We start from the raw sequence: 15,956 nt of genomic DNA on the forward strand, positions 1-15,956 counted from the left end.
TAAATTAGGATCGACTGCTATTCTGGTTGCCGTGAACGGCAGGCGTAGCTATGGGGATCCGTGCGGCGTGGCCCGCAGCCTCGATGTCATCGGTGAACGGTGGGCCCTGCTGGTGGTGCGTGAGCTCCTACTCGGCCCCAAGCGCTTCAACGACCTGCTCGCCAGCCTGCCCGGTGTGAGCCCGAACGTTTTGAGCCAGCGGCTGCGCGACCTGGTCGACCACGGTGTCGTTCACCGCCGGGACCTGGGGGTACCAGCTCGCGTCCACCTCTACGAGCTGACCGAATGGGGCCGCGAACTGGAACCCGTACTGCTCCAGCTCGGTCGGTGGGGAAGCCGGGCTCCGCTCCCACCCGATCGCGAACTCGGCCTCGACTCGCTGCTGCTCGGCATCAAAGCGGGTTTCGACCCAGCGCGTGCCGACGAGCTCCGCGGCACCTACGAGTTCCGCGTCGACACCGACACCTACGTTGCCGAAGTCACCGACGGCTCCGTTCAGGTCGGGCGCGGGCGCGCAGAACGACCCGACGCAACGCTCACCATCGACCTCGACACCTTGCGGGCCGTGTGCGCCGGCCGACGCACCCTGGCCGACGCGGTCGGTTCCGGCGATCTGCGCCTCGACGGCGACCAGCACGCAGCAGCGCGCCTGACCGACCTGCTCCTGGCACCGTTCTCAACGCTGCCGACCATCAGCTGACCGCGTGCCCATCACCCGAGCTCCCGCGAAACTCCCAACCAAACGCCGAGATCGCCGATGACCCGGCGCCCACAGCTGACACATGATGCTTCCCGCCACACACTCGGGAAGCATCGAGTGAAGTTCAGTCGCCGACCACAGGCACCCGACGGTGTCGGCCCGTGAGATCCGAGTGGCCGAATAGTCACTCTAAAGTAGGGAGTGAGCATCAAACCCCTTGCTAGGAACGGATTTCGCGATGGACCCTGCCCAGTTTCGAGAAGAGTCACTCCAAAGGGGTTGCCGCAGATAAGATCCAAATATCTCCGTTGCCGACCTGGGCAAAGGCCGCGCCGCCAGGCCGCCGACTCCACGAGTTATCTGCGGTAGCGACGGAACGATCCGGCCTACCGTGACTTTTCGGCCAGGTGGACCTCTTGGGCCGGCACCAGCGCGTCCGGTGGCGATGGAGGTGAGGGGGAAGTGTTTGTGCCGCAGCAGTTTCCCACCGAGTACGCGCCGCTACCGTTGTTGTGCGGGTTCGACCAGCGCGGCCTGACGTACGGCTACATCGACGAACTCGAGCCGCTGCGCCCCGACACCGTTGCCGACATCGCCACGGCCCACCTGATGGCCCCGCCCGCGCCCGGCACGCGCCCCGACCTCGACACCGATTGATACGAGCGCGGGATCGCCGCCCGCTCGCGGATGAAGGCCGTCAAAGACGAACTCGTCGAGAAGCCCTGCGCTGCTAGCGTGCACTGGAGCGACATGTGGTTGCTCGCCACCGAAATTCCGTGGCGGTCACCGACACTGACGAACGGGCCTGACATGCAAAACTTGCCGCACCCGGCAGTCGAAGTCGCCCTCTCCGCGCTCGCCGGCCCCGACGGGGCCGCACACCCGGTCGCCGTGCTCGAACGGCACGGCGTCGTCGCAGTCCTGGCGGACAACCCCGTCGGTCGCGCCATCGTGTTCGTCGAACGCCTCGACGAGGGATGGGTCGCCCCCGCCATGATCAACGGACAAGCCCACCGTCACCGTCACCACCAGCATCGACACCATGAGCATCGACGTGGGCACCGACGGACTGGTATTCGCGATAGTGCAGGGCCGAACCGACGGCAACCCGGCCGTGGTGGTCCGGACCCTCGACGGCGGCGCTCACCCAGTGCCCTGACGAACCTGGAAGCAAGCGAATCGCTGACCCGCCTGGTGGGTGAGGGCGATTGACGAAATCCTCTGTCTACCGGAGTTTTCGTGGTGCGGCGCGGTTGAACCGTGCGATCCACGCGCCCGAATGACGGACTACCCCACCTCACGTAACCATCGCGTGAATCAGTGATGTCTGCTGGGTAAATCAGTGGGGGCACGGAGGCGAAAACCCCAGCAAATGTGAAGTTTCGCCACATCCGTCACGGAGTTCTGGTCCCGGGGATCGGGTGGGGATATGTTCGGGTTTCCGTCAGCGCGTCAAGGACATGGGTTGTCGAGGCGGGGCTGAACAGCTTCGTTTTTTCGCGAGACGGTCACATCCGAAGGGGCGGGGGATCCCGTCGAGCGGAGGACCACCTATGAACAGCCCTGTTTCTGTGCTCCACGCTCCACGATTGCAGTTTGCGAAGAACGAATCGAACGGTGGTTCATCATGAGTGTCGGGAAATTCGGCGTCGCCGCGGTCGTAGCGGAACCCTCGGTGATCTGGTGCTAGGCCATCTCGCCGCGGGTGTGCGGGGGTCTGCCGGTTTCGCGCGTCGCCGCCTGACCGGGGATTACCAGCTCGACGAGTTCGGGCTCGATGAGCAGTTGCTGGAGTCGCTGATCCTGCCGGTGCTGCGGCCGCTGTCGCAGTTGTGGTTCCGGGTGCAGGTCAGCGGCATCGACAATCTCCCCGAGGCCGGGGGCGCTCTGGTCGTGGCCAACCATGCCGGGGTGGTGCCGTTGGACGGGTTGATGCTGCAGGTGGCCGTGCATGATCGCCATCCCGGGCATCGGGCACTGCGGCTGCTGGCGGCCGATCTGGTCTTCGAGTTGCCGATCGTGGCCGGGCTGGCACGCCGGGCCGGGCACACGCGGGCCTGCCCCGCCGACGCCGAGGCGCTGTTGCGTACCGGCGAGTTGGCGGGGGTGTTCCCCGAGGGCTTCAAGGGTGTCGGCAAGCCCTACCGTGCGCGGTACAAGCTGCAGCGGTTCGGGCGCGGCGGCTTCGCCTCGGTGGCGCTGAAGACCGGTGTGCCGCTCATTCCGTGCTCGATCGTCGGCTCGGAAGAGATCTATCCCAAGCTGGCCGACCTCACCGGGCTGGCCCGGCTGCTCGGCCTGCCGTACTTCCCGGTGACGCCGCTGTTCCCGCACCTGGGTGTGCTCGGCGCTGTCCCGCTGCCGACGAAGTGGCACATCGAGTTCGGTGAGCCCATCCCCACCGCCACCTACGGGCCCCAAGCCGCCGACGATCCGATGACCATGTTCGAGATCTCCGACCACGTCCGCGAAACGATCCAGCACACCCTGTACGAGCGGCTGAACCAACGCCGCAACCCGTTCACCGGCTAGCGATATCCGGCCCGGACCGATACCGGGGCCGACCCGCGTGCTACCCAGCAGCGCCGTGGAATTGGTTCCCGCCCGAGAAGGTGGAATTGGTTTCCGCCCGAGAGAGCGATAGCGGCGGGCACTGCATCGGCGGGGGATCCGCACCGTGGACGGCCTGCTCGGCCTCTCGCACGACCAACTGCGGGGAGTGCGCGGCATCGGGGATGCGGGTGTCGCGGCTGTCGAACGCGCCCCGCGCCCGCTACCGCGCCGAACGCCTCGCGCAGCCCGACTGATCATGGCCACCCGCGCGCGGCGTCGGGCTGCGCACGCCGGCCGCACCCTGAGACGTGCCGACGCTCGAGACGAGTCGTCGGCACGCCGACCAGTTGCTCTTCGGTGGTCCCATCGACCGCTTGCGAAGTTAGGGGCCTGGCTCAGGCAGGGATGCCGGTGTACAGGTCGAAGCTGCCGTCGGGCTGCTGCTCGCAGACGTAGTGGGTGCCGCCGGTGCTGGGGTCCTGGCCGTCGGCCTCGCATGCGGCCTGGGTGGCGTAGTTACCGATGTAGTCACCGCCGGGGTTGGCCTGGGCGACACCGATTCCGAGGGTGGCAGCAGCGCCGACCGTGAGCAGGCCGGTGACAACGGCGGTGGCAATCTTGATCATGGGCTTCCTTGCTGTGAGGACTTGGAGGGGCTGTGAGGACTCGGAGGGCCCGAGTTCGACAACAGTAGAGCACGCCGGCCTCGGCAGCCCAGCCGAGTGCTACCAGCCCGAACTCACCCCTGAGAAGGTGAAAACCACTCCGTAGCAGCGCATCACGACGAAGGCGTTGGACAACTCATCGGCCATGGCCGGACATCATGCGCTACAGCCGATTTCGACCCACCGAAAACGAATCACACGACATGAGAAACAGTGCCGTTTGGCCTGGAACCCACCTCGGCGAGATCCCCAGGAGTATCCGGTCCTACATCGCGATGTCGGGCAACGGCCCGCGGTCCTCGGAGAGATCTGGCCGGGTGTTGAGGTAGCTGTAGACGGTATCGCGGTGGACCCCGAATTCCTTGGCCAGCGTGGCTTTCGGCTCGCCGGCCGCGGCGCGGGTGCGCAGGGCGTGGGCCTGTTCGATGGTGAGGGAGGGCTTTCGGCCTTTGTTGGCGCCGCGGGCTTCCTGACGTAGCCGACTCGCTGCCCGTGCGTCACCCGGAATCCCTTCTGTGCGTGGAGATGTGCCGGGCTGGAGTCCAAGAACCGACACCGACAAGTGTCGGGAAAGCCGGTGTGGATTCTATTCCGACACTCGCGCGGGGGAATCGGGAGTGTCGGGTATGGGTCTATCCCAAAACGACACCCCCACATGCATTCAGAGCGGTCACGCTGGCCGGTTCGGTCAGCGCGGGTAGCGGTATGATGTCAGCTTTCGAAGTCGTCTTCATTGATGCTCGAAGTCCTGTTCAGTGGATCTTTCTCGACACATGTCTCGGCGTATGACGTCGGTGCAGCACGCTGAGCTGGGCCCGTCGGGTTGACTGCGACAACAGTGGTGGCCAGACGGCGAGGGCGTGTGGACGCAACTCACTTCTTCGCGACAGCGGGAGCGCGGTCGGTGGCGCACCCGGAGACGGTGATCGAGTCCGCCGGGGCCAGGTGCGGTACGACGGCCTGCACCGTGGTGATGTGGCCCCAGAACTTGGCGTCGAAAGCGTTGCGCAGCATGCCCAGATCCAGGTCGGCAATCGGGCCGACGCCCTCGCTGCCGGCCAGGGTCACCACCAGCCAGTCGATGGTGCCGATCTGCGCGGCGACCGCGGCGATGGCCTCGCTGTCGCTGCCATCGGCCTGGTGACCGATCAGGCCCGGATCGGTCGCGGCGACCTCGCCGAGGCGCTGCTTGCTGCGGCCGACGATGTGCACGGTCGCGCCGCGCGCCCGCAACCGGCGCGCGGTGGCCAGTCCGATGCCGGAGGTGCCGCCGACGACAGGGCGATAGAGGCGTTCATCAGGTGATTTCTTCCAGTTTATTTCGAACCGAACCGTCTCGGTTCGTTTTGAGCTAGCATCGCCTCCGATGAACGGACAACCTCCGCCTCCACGGCCCGGACGCAAGCGCAGCGAGGAAAGTCGCCTGGCGATCCTGACCGCCGCGTTCGAGCTGACCGCCGAGGTCAGCTACGCCGGTGTCGGCATCGAAGCCATCGCGGCCCGCTCGGGCACCGGCAAACAGACCATCTACCGATGGTGGCCGTCGAAGGCCGATGTGCTGCTCGACGCCCTGGCCACCAAGGCCGACCTGTACGTAGCCGTCGACCGCGACACCGGTAGCTACGCCGGCGACTTGCGCGAATTCCTCACCGCGACTTTCGCTCTGGGCCGCAACGCCACCGTCGTGGCCGCGCTGCGGGCGCTGATGGCCCAAGCCCAGCTCGACTCCGAGTTCGGGCAGCGGTTCCGCACCGGATTCCTCCAACGCCGCCGCGACGCGCTGGCCGTGCTCGTCGACCGCGCTCGCGCACGCGGCGACCTGCCCTCGGGACCGTCGGACGCCACCGTCGCCGACCTCGTCTTCGGCGTCGTCTGGTACCGGCTGCTGGCCACCGACCGCGACGTCGACGACCCGCTGGTCGACGAACTCGTCGCCACCCTCACTCAAACCTACTGAACCAATCACCAAGGACCACTGCATGAATCACGACCGCACGATCCTGATCACCGGCGCCACCGATGGGCTCGGCCGCGCCCTGGCTGCGCGGCTGGCCGCCGACGGTGGCACCCTGCTGCTACACGGCCGCGACTCCGAAAAACTGCACGACACGGCCCAATCCCTGCGGGACCGGCCCGCCCGCGTCCACACCCTCACCGCTGATCTGGCCGACCTCGCCCAGGTACGACAGCTCGCCCGCCAGGCCGCCACGATCACCGACCGGCTCGACGTACTGGTCAACAACGCCGGAATCGGCAGCGGCCACCCCGATTCCCGCGACCGGCAGATCAGCATCGACGGCTACGAGCTCCGCTTCGCCGTCAACTACCTCGCCGGGTTCGCGCTCACCCTGGACCTGCTTCCACTGCTACGGAATTCAGCACCGGCCCGGGTGGTCAACGTCGCCTCCGTCGGACAGCATCCCCTCGACTTCGACGACCTCATGCTGCAGCGCCACTACTCCGGCACCCGCGCCTACGGTCAGAGCAAACTCGCGCAGATCATGTTCGGATTCACCCTCGCCAACCGTGTTTCGGCCGACGAGCTCACCGTGAACAGCCTGCACCCGGCCACCTACATGCCCACCAAGATCGTGTTGTCCGAGATCGGCCATACGATCGATAGCCTCGACGAAGGCGTAGCCGCGACCCACCGCCTCGTCGCCGATCCCGCTCTCGCTGCCACCACCGGCGCCTTCTTCGACCGCATCCGAGAATCCAAGGCCAGCGCGCAGGCCTACGACCCCGCTGCGCGGGATCGGCTGTGGCAGCACAGCCTGCGCCTCATTCAGCACACCGGCACAACGCGATCGACAGGCCCAAACGATCCGCCGGACCCCGGCCACGGCCCGGATCCACGAACGCCAGATCAGCCGGAGCCAGCGTGAAATACCGGAACAACTCCTCACGGCTGATCTCCGGGAACCCCCGCAGACGCTCCAACTCCTCGTCCGCGAACACCCCCGTCGCCACGAACCCCAACCTCCAGCACGCCGCCGATCAACCCTCATCGGCAGCGAAGCCAAGCACCAACCGCCCGACCCCGCACCCCGAACGCGAAAACCCTGCTCTACCAGCCCACTACGCCATATCCGCCCGAAATTCGGCCGTCGATGGAGTTCCGGTGATTGATCACGGTCGCCGTCGCGCGGGCCCGAGGGCTCAGTAGCGGCGCGCTCCCGCGACCGGCATCGACGACATCGACGCGATTGCCACCGGCTGGCCGTAGGTGGAGGCGTGAATGACGTTTCCGTCACCGACATACAGGGCGGAGTGACTGCCGCCGTAGAACAACACGACGTCGCCGGGCTGCAGGACGTCCAGCGAGACCGGGGCACCGGCGTCGAACTGCTCGTAGCTGGTACGCGGCAGCTCCCGCCCCGCCTGCTCGTAGGACCACTTCACCAGGCCCGAGCAGTCGAAGGCGTCCGGGCCGGCGGCACCGTAGGCGTAGGGGGCGCCGAGCTTGCTCATCGCGGCGTCGACGGCACGCTGGCCGACGGTCTCGCCGATCTGCGGGCCCTGCGGCGCGATGTCCGGGATCTGGATGCTGGGCGTGACGACGCCCGGCGGGAGTTGGCCGAGAATCTGCTCCGGCACGTCGACGGTGCCGACGCCCGGGACGGTGACCGGCGCGGCCGAGGCCGGCGCGGCGGGCAGCAGCAGTGCGCTGAGGGCGGCGGCTCCAACGACTCCGGCCGCAACGGCTCGTTGGGCGTTGCGGGGCAGCCTGAGAACCTGTCGCTTGATCGCCATGATGTGGTACTCCCCGTCGGCCCCACGACGCCGCACCCAGTGGTGCGTCAGACCTCGTGAGGTCTTGAAACAATGTCGAGGTCGCTGGCGGTGAGCCGGACCTTGTGTTGCGCGGCGCTTCGGCGTAGTTCGGCGAGCGCTTCGGTCCAATCGGAGGCGTCCAGGAGCGTGATCTCGGCGGCTCAGGCCTTCGGCTCGGGCGTGGTGTGCGGTAGCACGAGATCGAGCACGTGACGCGGAGCATCGCCGCGGATCTGCGCGGCGGCCGTCTCGCCGGTGGTGACGGTACCGATGGACAGGCTCGGCGCAGGGTGACCGGTCAGTGCTGCGTACAGGGTCTTGGTGATGCCCAGCACGCCCAGCATGACCGCCACCACGGCCGCCGCCGGATGCCATTGCTGTTGCACTGTGAGCAGCAGGGTTGTTGCTGCGGTGCCGAAGGTGATCACTTCGCCGAGGACGGTCACCATTGTCTTCTGGTGTTTATCGAGGTTCATGGGTTGGTGGCTCCCTTCAGTGCTTGCACGTCGGCGATGAGGTCGTTGACGGTCGTGATGAGTCCGGCGAGAGCGTCGACGGGCGTGAGGTTCTGGCCTTCGGTGTTGTGGCCGAGCTGCGGCCAGCCTTGGCCGTTCGGGCCGCGTAACTGGTCCCAGATGTCTTGCAATTGCTGGGCTTGCTGTGGTGTCATGTCGTCTCCGATCAATGCGGTGAGGTCGTCGATGTCGCCGCGGAATGCGTTGGCGTCCAGGCTCATCCCGGCGACAGAGGCTTGATCGCTGAACTGCCAGATCAGCGGTTGCGCATTGCCGTAGGGTGTCCATCCCTGGCCGCAATCGCCACCGGCAGCGGCATACAGGTCGCGGGCGTAGCCGCTGCCGCCCGGGTACGCCGACGCGACAAGCCCGGGCACCCGCGACAGGTCAGGAGACCCGATCTGTTCCCAATACCATTGCGGCAGATAGGAAAGCGCAACGTTGACTCCGGCATCGTCGAAAGCCCGCACCAATGCCCAGAAGTCACCGATGTCACCGCCACCGCCCTCGAAGTCGATCATCGCGTTCGCACCGCCATTGTTGGCCAGCCACGTCCGCACCTGCGCGGCCGGAGCACAGTCGGCCATGGCGTAGTGGTAGCCGATGATCGGCAAGTCGATCTCCTGCGCAGCGGCCAGGAATCCGGGCCAGGTCGGGTCTTGCAGGTAATCGCCCTCGGAGACCTTGGCCTCGACCCACGAGAACCCCGCGGCGGCGACCTCGGCGATGCTGATGTCGGCCTGCCAGTTCGAGATGTCCACCCCGTACAAAGTCATCGGGCTCGACCGCTTTTCGCGCTCGAATGCTCTGGAATGCTTTTAGCGACCCGCTGCTTTCATTGACGACCCCGAACCGGTGGCCTGGCAACGCCTTTGTTGATCCGCTTTTGTCCGCTTTCCGGATCCTTGCCGCCGGGCCGCGCCGACGCGGTGCGTTCGCCGACGTGAGCCTCACAGCGGGTGATTCCGAGAATATGTTCGGCGTAGGGAATCCGCTTTCGCTCGATGCCTCACCGATTTCCGTTTCACTGCAAAGGGTTTGGTTCCCTTTATTCCGATGCTGAGAGCCCCGCTCAGGTTCCGCCGGTGCGCCCCCGACACCTCAGCGAGAGCTGTGATAGCGCTCGAGACTCGGGCTAATCGCAGAACCGCAGAGGCGCAAGAGCTTACGAGCTGAGCGGGCGCAGTGTGCATGATTTCGACAGCGGGCGAGAATCCGAAAACGAACGAAAACGGACCGGCAGAGGCATGCTCGGGAACCGGTCTGAGGGGCGTTACTGGAGAGGGCGGGCCGCTACAGGAGTCGGGCAACCGCCCGGTGCTGCAGAAGCAACCATCACCTCGGCAATCAAGGAGGCAAGCACCATGCCTACGTGGCCGGGAACCTGGCCCGCCGACTGTCCTTGGCAGACATTGAGATCGCCGTGGTCAACGCCGTGCCGGACTTCGTCCAGCGGCTGCGGCTGCACCAGCTCGCGGCCGGCCAGCAGATCGAGGCCCCGAAACTCTCCGACGTCTTCGCGGGCACGGAGATCCGGCTGCGCGTGGCCCGGGTCACCGCCGTCGACCCCGAGCGCCAGGTTGTCGCCGTGGCTGACGCCGACGGTGGCGGCGAGCTCGGCTGCGACACGGCCCGTGAGGTCCAAGTCCGTCGGATCCGGCGGTAAGGCCGCTACCGCAGATAGTTTCTGGAGTCGCCACGCATCGGCGGGGCCGTTTCCCCAGGTCGGCACCGGGGTTACCGCACATAGTCGGTAGTTGTCTGCGGAAACTCCCTAGCGTGACTTTTCGCGATTCTGGGCCCTGGTCTCGTCCAGACCTGGGTAATACGCTGTCAGGCAACACATTTGGGAGTTCAAGACTGCCCTGCGGCCGCTGAGCGTGACTTTTCGCGTCACTTGCCCTCACGGGCCGAGCCCCTCCGGAGTCATTCCGACTGGTTGGTACTCTGACGCCATGGTGCGCATCCCGGCACCCATGCTCGCGACACCCGGCGAGGTGCCGGGACCGTCGGCCGCCTGGGCATATGAGCTGAAATTCGATGGGCAGCGCAGCATTGCCTGGCGCGAATCCGGGCACGACTGGCGCATCATCAGCCGCAACCTCCGCGACATCACCGCCACCTATCCCGATGTGGCGGCCGCGCTCGAGGACGCCGCCGGCGGCCGGGACGGGCTGATGCTCGACGGGGAGATCGTGGTGCTCAGCCCTGGGGGCGTGCCCAGCTTCTCGCGGTTGCAGCAGCGGATGCGCGCCCGGGCGGCCAAGCGCCGAATAGCCGAGGCTCCAGCGGTTTTCGTGGCTTTCGACGTGCTCTACGAGGCGGGACTCTCCACGATGGACCTCCCGTACCGGCGCCGGCGCGAGGTGCTCGACGGACTGGAGTTGGTGCCGGGGCGTGTGCAGGTGCCGCGGTCGTGGGGCGCGGAGACCGATCCGGTCCGGTTGTTGGGCGCGGCGTCGAAAGCTCATTTCGAGGGGTTGGTGTCCAAGCGGGTCGAGAGTATCTACCGGCCGGGGCAGCGCTCACGTGATTGGGTCAAGAGCGTTTTCCGGCACAGCGTGGAGGCCGTGGTGGTCGGGTTTCTCGGCCTGGCCAGTGACCCGCAGATGGTGGGGTCGCTGCTGTTGGCCGGTCACCGTCCGGACGGATCGCTGCGGTATATCGGTTCTGCGGGAACGGGTTTCACCGATCGGGTTCGTCGTGTCCTGTTCTCGACGCTGCAGCAGTTGCAGGTGCCGGAGCCACCGACGGCGGGCTGGGTCCCGCGTGAGGTTGCTGGGGCCGCGCGGTGGGTGGTGCCGGTGATCGTGGCAGATATCGAGGTCAGAGAGGTCACTGCCGCGGGGCTGCTGCGCCATCCGTCGTTTCGTGGGGTGCGGGCCGATCGTGACGCTGCCGACGTGGCGGTCCCGCAACCGTATCCGGTTGCGTGAACGGCGCATGGGACTCGGGGGCAGGGTTCACCGTGACTCGGGGTAGGACCGGTGACGTCGCGTCGAGTGTCTCCGGCTGTGGAGCATCGCCAAGGCTTTCAGCGGTCCAGTTCAGGCCAGCGAACCGTCCAGGTCAGCGCGTCCCTCGGCCAGATCGTGGTGGATGCATTCGATGCGAGAATCTCGCGCCGGATGCGACTGCCCGCGAAACCGCAGGTACCGGGGTAGTGGCGCATCCGGCCGAGATCCGGCGCTGACACTGTGATGCCCCGGGCATAGACTCGGGGCATCGCGAAAAAGGTTGTGGCTGTAGTTATTCCCCGGGCCGGATGAGGGTGATCAGCCGGTCAGGTATGTCATCTCATCCTTCCAGTCGGTGCAGGTTGCGGCTCGGGTGGAATTCCATCAGAGCGGAGGTCACCGCTCGGCGCGGTGTTCTCGGCGGCGTCGGTGTCTGCGAGCCCGACCGTCGGTCACGCGTCGTGTCCTGAGGGTGCCCGGCAGATGCCCGTTGCAATCGGCTTGGAGAGCACGATGGGGGTGAGGGAATTGTCGATCGCTCATGGACTGGTGGTCGACTGCCTGCGGGGAAAGGATGGGCTGGTGGAGAAGTTCTCGTTGGATGCGATGGCTCGTGGGCAGTTGGAGCGCGCCAGGTCGTTGTCGGCGCGGCGCAGCGCCACCACGGTATATGGCGGGCATGAGCATCGGCTGCGGCAGACCGTGGTTGCGTTGGCGGCGGGCACATCGATGGCTGAACACGAAAACCCGGGCGAGGCAACAGTGTTCGTGCTGCGTGGCCGGGTACGGTTGCACGGCCCGCAGGCCGTGTGGGAGGGCCGCAGCGGTGATCTGCTCGTCGTGCCGCAGGCCCGGCACAGCCTGGAAGCTGTCGAAGACAGCGCGGTGCTGCTGACGGTCGCGAAGTAGCCAGTCGGGCCGGGCCGGTTCGCTGCCGGTCAAGCGGCCAGGCGTGCGAGCAATGCGTCATCGATCCCACCGTCCACGGCCCTGACGGCACAGTGACGCAATCGCAGTGGCCTGCCCGGCCGCTGCTTTGAGGTGAGTGTCGAACCGGCTCCCGGAGCCGCGACGTGCGGGTAGCTTGATATGTCGCGGATCGCGGCGTACACCGGCACCGTGAGCGATCTCGCACCGGTGTAACTCTGTCGCCCCTGCAGATCAGCCGATTCGTGGTTTCTCAGCGGATGGATTTCAGTTCGAGTGTGGTGCTCGGCCCGCCGGCGTATGCCGCTTCGTACCTCGATGTGGAGGTGGTGGCGACAACGTCGGGAGGATGGGCTCGGAGTCGTGGAGCCGTCGGTCGGCAGCAGTCCCGCACCAACAAGATCAGGGAGCCCGCTGCGCGGAAGCCGGTGTCCCGACCGTTCATTACCTGGGGCCACCAACCTCACGGGCCGATGCCTCGCCTACCGACTGGCGCTTCGAGAAGGCCGTCGATGCGGCGAAGACGTCGGTGGCTGTGGGCGGCGAGCATCGCAAACCAGACGGACATGAAAAGGGGAAAGACTGCTGTCCACGGACTATGGCCTATATCCGGAAGGGCGATTGCCGAACCTATGGCGAAGATGGCAATGCCGAACAGACGGAGTGCGCGGTCTCGCGCCTCCCCGTCACGGAGCTCGGAGAGAATCGGAACCCAATCCGCGTCGGTCATCCCCACCTGCCGGGGACCACGCCGGATCGCGTCCTCGGCCGCGCGGCGCCGCACCGACCACGACTTCGGACGCCGGTGCACCCACCAGGCACTGACGGCTGCGCCGGTGAGGACCAGTACCCAGCTGGTCAAGATCTCTGTGTTTGGCACGTTCCGATCGTCCCCGCCGGCCCGATATCGGAACAGGCCCCCAAGGGCTTACCAGACCCCACCAGCAGGACCACTCCGCTCGGCATGTCGGGTTTCAAGCCACCCGGACTGAAGCAAATGATGCGGCGCGACGTGATGGGGTCCCGGTAGTAGTCGTGCGAAAAACACCGACAATGGCTTGACCAGCAACGATGGCGGGTCCTGTGATCGCGGCGAGCTACGGGGTTGTTTTGCCGAGGTGGCGATAGATGGTTGGGCGGGTGACGCCGAACTCGGTAGTAGGCGGCCATCGGCACCCCGGCATCGCGGAGCAACTGGCGGGTCACGGCCTTGCGGTCCATCCGCAGGTCGGACGCGGCGGCACTCATATGCATCTCCTGAACTGGTAGTTACGGTGTTCGCGGCTGGTGGCCACGCCCGGGATGGTCACCAGCTGTGCTCCCGGGACGGCGTCGGCGGTCGCGCGCCCGCCGCTCGGGCCGACGATCAGATCCCGGTCGCCGTGGATGGCCAGCGTCAGTGCCACGATGGCCGACAAGCTCTCGGTGCGATCGCCGGATAACTGGATGGCCTGGACCTGCCGTGCGATCCCGGCCACACCGGCGATCCCGGCACGCTCGAACACCCGGCAATATTTCGGGAAGTCGAAGGTTCTCACGGTCTCGTTCCTTTCGAGCGCAATCAGTCGGATGACCGGCCCGATCGTGGGAATGAATGTCATCCATCCCAGACTCACGCGAGTGGCCTGCGGATTCATTACACCGCCGATACGGTTTCCGCGGCGGGATGGTGCTATGTGGTATGAGAACGGCGCGCCGATCTCATACCGCTCTCATACCGGCGTTCCAACCGTCGGGTTGATGTTCGTCCGGCCCGGTATTTCCTACCGTGATGAGTGTCGGTAACCGCCGGTCCCGAGCAGCCACCCGTCGGAGAGGACGAGCGCGTGAGCACTTCGACCGCATGGCCATACGAACGCGTGGCCGCCCACCGGAACGGAGCCGGATCCGACGTCGTGACCAGGACGACGGGGGGCGCGGGCAGCTCCGGCACGGGGACCGGGTTTACCGGGCGCGTGGCGGCCGGGAGGGGTGATACTGAGCTGGTGATGCTGGCGATCACCTGGGCCGTGCGGACCGCGGCGCTGATCAGCATCGGCGTGTCGGTGTTCTCCGCGCCGCGCTCGACGGCGCCGGTGATCGTCGCCTTCGCCGTCGTCTGCCTGACGACGGGACTGTGGGCGCTCATCGAGAACCCCGCCACCAACCGCCCGCAATGGACCGGACTTCTGCCCTACGCCCTGGGCGCGGTCACCGTGGCCTGCGGCATCGGCGCGGTCGCCCCCGGGGGTGGAGCGCTTGCCCTGTTCGGTGTTATCGCCACCATTTCCACCGGCGCCGACATCGGCGTGCTCACCGGCTGGGCCATCACCGGAGCCGGTGTGCTCGCGGTCGAGATCACCAGCCTGATCACCCACACTCACAAATGGACCGTTGTCGGGTATCCCGTGCTGCTGCTGGTGGGCCTGTTGATCGGCTACAACCGGCGGGCCTACCGGGTCCGGGCCGAGCAGTCCGCGGCGCTGCTGGCCAAGGCCGAGGAACTCCGCGAGGAACGCGAAGAGGTCGCCACTCTGCGCGAGCGCGGCCGCATCGCGCGGGAGATCCACGACGTGCTCGCGCACTCGCTCGGCGCTCTGGGCGTGCAGCTGCGGGCCACGACCGCCGTGCTGACCGACCGGCAGGATATCGAGCGGGCCCTCGAACTCCTCGATCAGGCGCAGCGCATGACCAGCGACGGCCTCGCCGAGACCCGCCGCGCTGTCCACGCGCTGCGCGCCGACACCCCCGCCCTGCCCGATGGCCTGGCCGAACTCGGCGCGGCCCATCAACGCCGCCACCACACGCCGGTCACCGTCCGGGTCGACGGCGATGCGCGGACGCTGAGCGCGGACGCCCACCTCGCCCTCGTCCGCACAGCCCAGGAGGCCCTGGTCAACGCTGCGAAATACGCCCCGCACCAGCCGATCGACGTGTACCTGCGCTACGACGACGGCGACACCACCTTGGCCGTCACGAACACCCAGCGCGAGGCCACCGCGCGTGCGGCTCGCGACCTGGAGAGCATCGACGGGGGCTACGGGCTGACCGGGATGCGGGAACGACTCCTGCTTCTACGCGGCACGCTGACCGTCGGACCACGCGACGGTGCGTGGATCGTGAATGCCCGGGTGCCGCAATGACGAATGCGCCGACCCCATCGGCCCCGCTGCGTATCGTGGTCGCCGACGATCAGGCCACGGTCCGCGAGGGACTGGTCCTGCTCCTGGGACTGCTCCCCGATTTCGAGATCGTTGGCTCCGCGCCCGACGGGCGCGAAGCCCTGGAACTGGTTGCCATGCACGAGCCCGATGCCATCCTGCTCGACCTGCACATGCCCGAACTCGACGGCGTCGAGGTCACCCGCGAACTCGTCGCGCACCATCCCGATGTCGCCATCGTCATCCTCACCACCTACGTCGACGACGCCTCGGTCCTGGCCGCCCTGCGCGCCGGGGCCCGCAGCTACCTCACCAAGGACGCCAGTCGCGAGGAGATCACGCACGCGCTGCGCAGCGCCACCGCTGGTCTGGCCGTCCTCGGCCCCGACGTCCAATCGGTGCTGCTCAACGCCACTGACCGAGCGGGCACCGCCCATGAGCCCGAGACCTGGCTACCGGAGACCCTGCCCGGCGGCCTCACTCGCCGAGAGGCCGAGATCCTGGTCATGATCGCGCGCGGCAAAACCAACCCGGACATCGCCCGCGAACTCGTCCTGAGCAACCACACCATCAAGAGCCACATCAACCGCATCTTCGCCAAGACAGGATCGCCCGACCGCGTCGCAGCCGTGCGCTACGCGCGAGACCACAACCTCGTTTAGCCCTCACCCTCGACTCACGGAGCGTTCCCAGCGAGCACCCCGGTGACCTGTCGCGCCCTCGAT

Annotated in this window: 16 protein-coding genes and 3 pseudogenes; 10 read left to right on the plus strand and 9 right to left on the minus strand. The window is 66.9% G+C overall.

Translation table 11 applies throughout. The features are described from left to right. The first annotated feature begins 31 nt into the window (after positions 1-31). Both ACIRRA_RS41430 and ACIRRA_RS41435 read left to right on the plus strand, forming a co-directional pair. Complete coding sequence (locus tag ACIRRA_RS41430) at positions 32-700, plus strand: winged helix-turn-helix transcriptional regulator (protein ID WP_402780148.1); 669 nt, start codon at positions 32-34, stop codon at positions 698-700. 468 nt (positions 701-1,168) lie between these two features. Continuing rightward, entirely contained in the window at positions 1,169-1,357 is a 189-nt protein-coding gene (locus tag ACIRRA_RS41435; RefSeq protein WP_402780150.1) for a hypothetical protein, read from the plus strand. 126 nt (positions 1,358-1,483) lie between these two features. Here the strand turns inward: ACIRRA_RS41435 and ACIRRA_RS41440 are convergent, their stop codons facing one another. Then, a complete protein-coding gene (locus ACIRRA_RS41440; protein ID WP_402780152.1) occupies positions 1,484-1,744 on the minus strand; it encodes a hypothetical protein in 261 nt (86 codons plus the stop codon). Between the two features lie 519 nt (positions 1,745-2,263). Between ACIRRA_RS41440 and ACIRRA_RS41445 the strand changes: the two genes are divergently transcribed. Next, positions 2,264-3,232, plus strand: a complete 969-nt coding sequence (locus tag ACIRRA_RS41445; protein WP_402780195.1) for a lysophospholipid acyltransferase family protein — start codon at positions 2,264-2,266, stop codon at positions 3,230-3,232. Positions 3,233-3,648: 416 nt separating this feature from the next. Here the strand turns inward: ACIRRA_RS41445 and ACIRRA_RS41450 are convergent, their stop codons facing one another. From ACIRRA_RS41450 to ACIRRA_RS41460, 3 genes and pseudogenes are all read right to left on the minus strand, one after another. Beyond that, on the minus strand, positions 3,649-3,879 hold the full coding sequence (locus ACIRRA_RS41450; RefSeq protein ID WP_402780154.1) for a hypothetical protein: 231 nt from the start codon (positions 3,877-3,879) through the stop codon (positions 3,649-3,651). A gap of 304 nt (positions 3,880-4,183) precedes the next feature. Next, positions 4,184-4,381, minus strand: a pseudogene (locus ACIRRA_RS41455) (helix-turn-helix domain-containing protein); the annotation flags it as partial. Between the two features lie 410 nt (positions 4,382-4,791). Further along, positions 4,792-5,322: an SDR family NAD(P)-dependent oxidoreductase gene (locus ACIRRA_RS41460; RefSeq protein WP_402780156.1), complete on the minus strand. Its 531-nt coding sequence runs from the start codon at positions 5,320-5,322 to the stop codon at positions 4,792-4,794. On the opposite strand from ACIRRA_RS41460, the gene ACIRRA_RS41465 reads away from it, so the two are divergent. Both ACIRRA_RS41465 and ACIRRA_RS41470 read left to right on the plus strand, forming a co-directional pair. Next, positions 5,285-5,875 carry a TetR/AcrR family transcriptional regulator gene (locus ACIRRA_RS41465; RefSeq protein WP_402780158.1) on the plus strand — a complete coding sequence of 197 codons (591 nt, stop codon included), beginning with the start codon at positions 5,285-5,287 and terminating at the stop codon, positions 5,873-5,875. The genes ACIRRA_RS41460 and ACIRRA_RS41465 overlap by 38 nt on opposite strands. Before the next feature lie 22 nt (positions 5,876-5,897). Next, a pseudogene (locus tag ACIRRA_RS41470) lies at positions 5,898-6,515 on the plus strand (SDR family NAD(P)-dependent oxidoreductase); the annotation flags it as partial. Positions 6,516-6,714: 199 nt separating this feature from the next. On the opposite strand, the pseudogene ACIRRA_RS41475 reads toward ACIRRA_RS41470, so the two are convergent. The 4 genes and pseudogenes from ACIRRA_RS41475 to ACIRRA_RS41490 form a co-directional block, all read right to left on the minus strand. Continuing rightward, a pseudogene (locus ACIRRA_RS41475) lies at positions 6,715-6,888 on the minus strand (DUF4158 domain-containing protein); the annotation flags it as partial. Between the two features lie 189 nt (positions 6,889-7,077). Next, positions 7,078-7,671, minus strand: a complete 594-nt coding sequence (locus ACIRRA_RS41480; RefSeq protein ID WP_402780160.1) for a C40 family peptidase — start codon at positions 7,669-7,671, stop codon at positions 7,078-7,080. Positions 7,672-7,853: 182 nt separating this feature from the next. Further along, the gene (locus tag ACIRRA_RS41485) at positions 7,854-8,168 is read right to left on the minus strand and encodes a hypothetical protein (protein ID WP_402780162.1); all 315 of its coding nucleotides are present in this window, start codon (positions 8,166-8,168) and stop codon (positions 7,854-7,856) included. Next, positions 8,165-8,983: a GH25 family lysozyme gene (locus tag ACIRRA_RS41490; protein ID WP_402780164.1), complete on the minus strand. Its 819-nt coding sequence runs from the start codon at positions 8,981-8,983 to the stop codon at positions 8,165-8,167. The genes ACIRRA_RS41485 and ACIRRA_RS41490 overlap by 4 nt, the downstream gene beginning before the upstream one ends. A gap of 596 nt (positions 8,984-9,579) precedes the next feature. On the opposite strand from ACIRRA_RS41490, the gene ACIRRA_RS41495 reads away from it, so the two are divergent. The 3 genes from ACIRRA_RS41495 to ACIRRA_RS41505 all read left to right on the plus strand — a co-directional run bounded on the left by ACIRRA_RS41495 (position 9,580) and on the right by ACIRRA_RS41505 (position 12,073). Further along, entirely contained in the window at positions 9,580-9,873 is a 294-nt protein-coding gene (locus ACIRRA_RS41495) for a hypothetical protein (RefSeq protein WP_402780166.1), read from the plus strand. A gap of 289 nt (positions 9,874-10,162) precedes the next feature. Further along, entirely contained in the window at positions 10,163-11,143 is a 981-nt protein-coding gene (locus ACIRRA_RS41500; RefSeq protein WP_402780168.1) for an ATP-dependent DNA ligase, read from the plus strand. Between the two features lie 603 nt (positions 11,144-11,746). After that, positions 11,747-12,073, plus strand: coding sequence for a cupin domain-containing protein (locus ACIRRA_RS41505; protein ID WP_402780197.1), 327 nt, complete (start codon positions 11,747-11,749; stop codon positions 12,071-12,073). 1,262 nt (positions 12,074-13,335) lie between these two features. On the opposite strand, the gene ACIRRA_RS41510 is transcribed toward ACIRRA_RS41505, so the two are convergent. Continuing rightward, a complete protein-coding gene (locus ACIRRA_RS41510; RefSeq protein WP_402780170.1) occupies positions 13,336-13,629 on the minus strand; it encodes an alpha/beta fold hydrolase in 294 nt (97 codons plus the stop codon). 450 nt (positions 13,630-14,079) lie between these two features. Between ACIRRA_RS41510 and ACIRRA_RS41515 the strand changes: the two genes are divergently transcribed. Both ACIRRA_RS41515 and ACIRRA_RS41520 read left to right on the plus strand, forming a co-directional pair. After that, entirely contained in the window at positions 14,080-15,213 is a 1,134-nt protein-coding gene (locus ACIRRA_RS41515) for a sensor histidine kinase (RefSeq protein WP_402780199.1), read from the plus strand. Beyond that, positions 15,210-15,893 (plus strand): response regulator, encoded by a 684-nt coding sequence (locus tag ACIRRA_RS41520; protein ID WP_402780172.1) that lies wholly within the window; start codon positions 15,210-15,212, stop codon positions 15,891-15,893. Before ACIRRA_RS41515 ends, ACIRRA_RS41520 begins: the two co-directional genes overlap by 4 nt. The last annotated feature ends 63 nt before the right edge of the window (positions 15,894-15,956 follow it).

Origin of the sequence: Nocardia sp. NPDC101769 (assembly GCF_044766925.1) — a bacterium.
Taxonomy (GTDB): Bacteria; Actinomycetota; Actinomycetes; order Mycobacteriales; family Mycobacteriaceae; genus Nocardia.

Coding starts and splice junctions, on each gene's coding strand:
- ACIRRA_RS41440 (WP_402780152.1), bottom strand. CDS start 1,744: ATGGTGTCGATGCTGGTGGTGACGGTGACGGTGGGCTTGTCCGTTGAT.
- ACIRRA_RS41450 (WP_402780154.1), bottom strand. CDS start 3,879: ATGATCAAGATTGCCACCGCCGTTGTCACCGGCCTGCTCACGGTCGGC.
- ACIRRA_RS41465 (WP_402780158.1), top strand. CDS start 5,285: ATGAACGGACAACCTCCGCCTCCACGGCCCGGACGCAAGCGCAGCGAG.
- ACIRRA_RS41480 (WP_402780160.1), bottom strand. CDS start 7,671: ATGGCGATCAAGCGACAGGTTCTCAGGCTGCCCCGCAACGCCCAACGA.
- ACIRRA_RS41485 (WP_402780162.1), bottom strand. CDS start 8,168: ATGAACCTCGATAAACACCAGAAGACAATGGTGACCGTCCTCGGCGAA.
- ACIRRA_RS41490 (WP_402780164.1), bottom strand. CDS start 8,983: ATGACTTTGTACGGGGTGGACATCTCGAACTGGCAGGCCGACATCAGC.
- ACIRRA_RS41500 (WP_402780168.1), top strand. CDS start 10,163: ATGGTGCGCATCCCGGCACCCATGCTCGCGACACCCGGCGAGGTGCCG.
- ACIRRA_RS41515 (WP_402780199.1), top strand. CDS start 14,080: ATGCTGGCGATCACCTGGGCCGTGCGGACCGCGGCGCTGATCAGCATC.
- ACIRRA_RS41520 (WP_402780172.1), top strand. CDS start 15,210: ATGACGAATGCGCCGACCCCATCGGCCCCGCTGCGTATCGTGGTCGCC.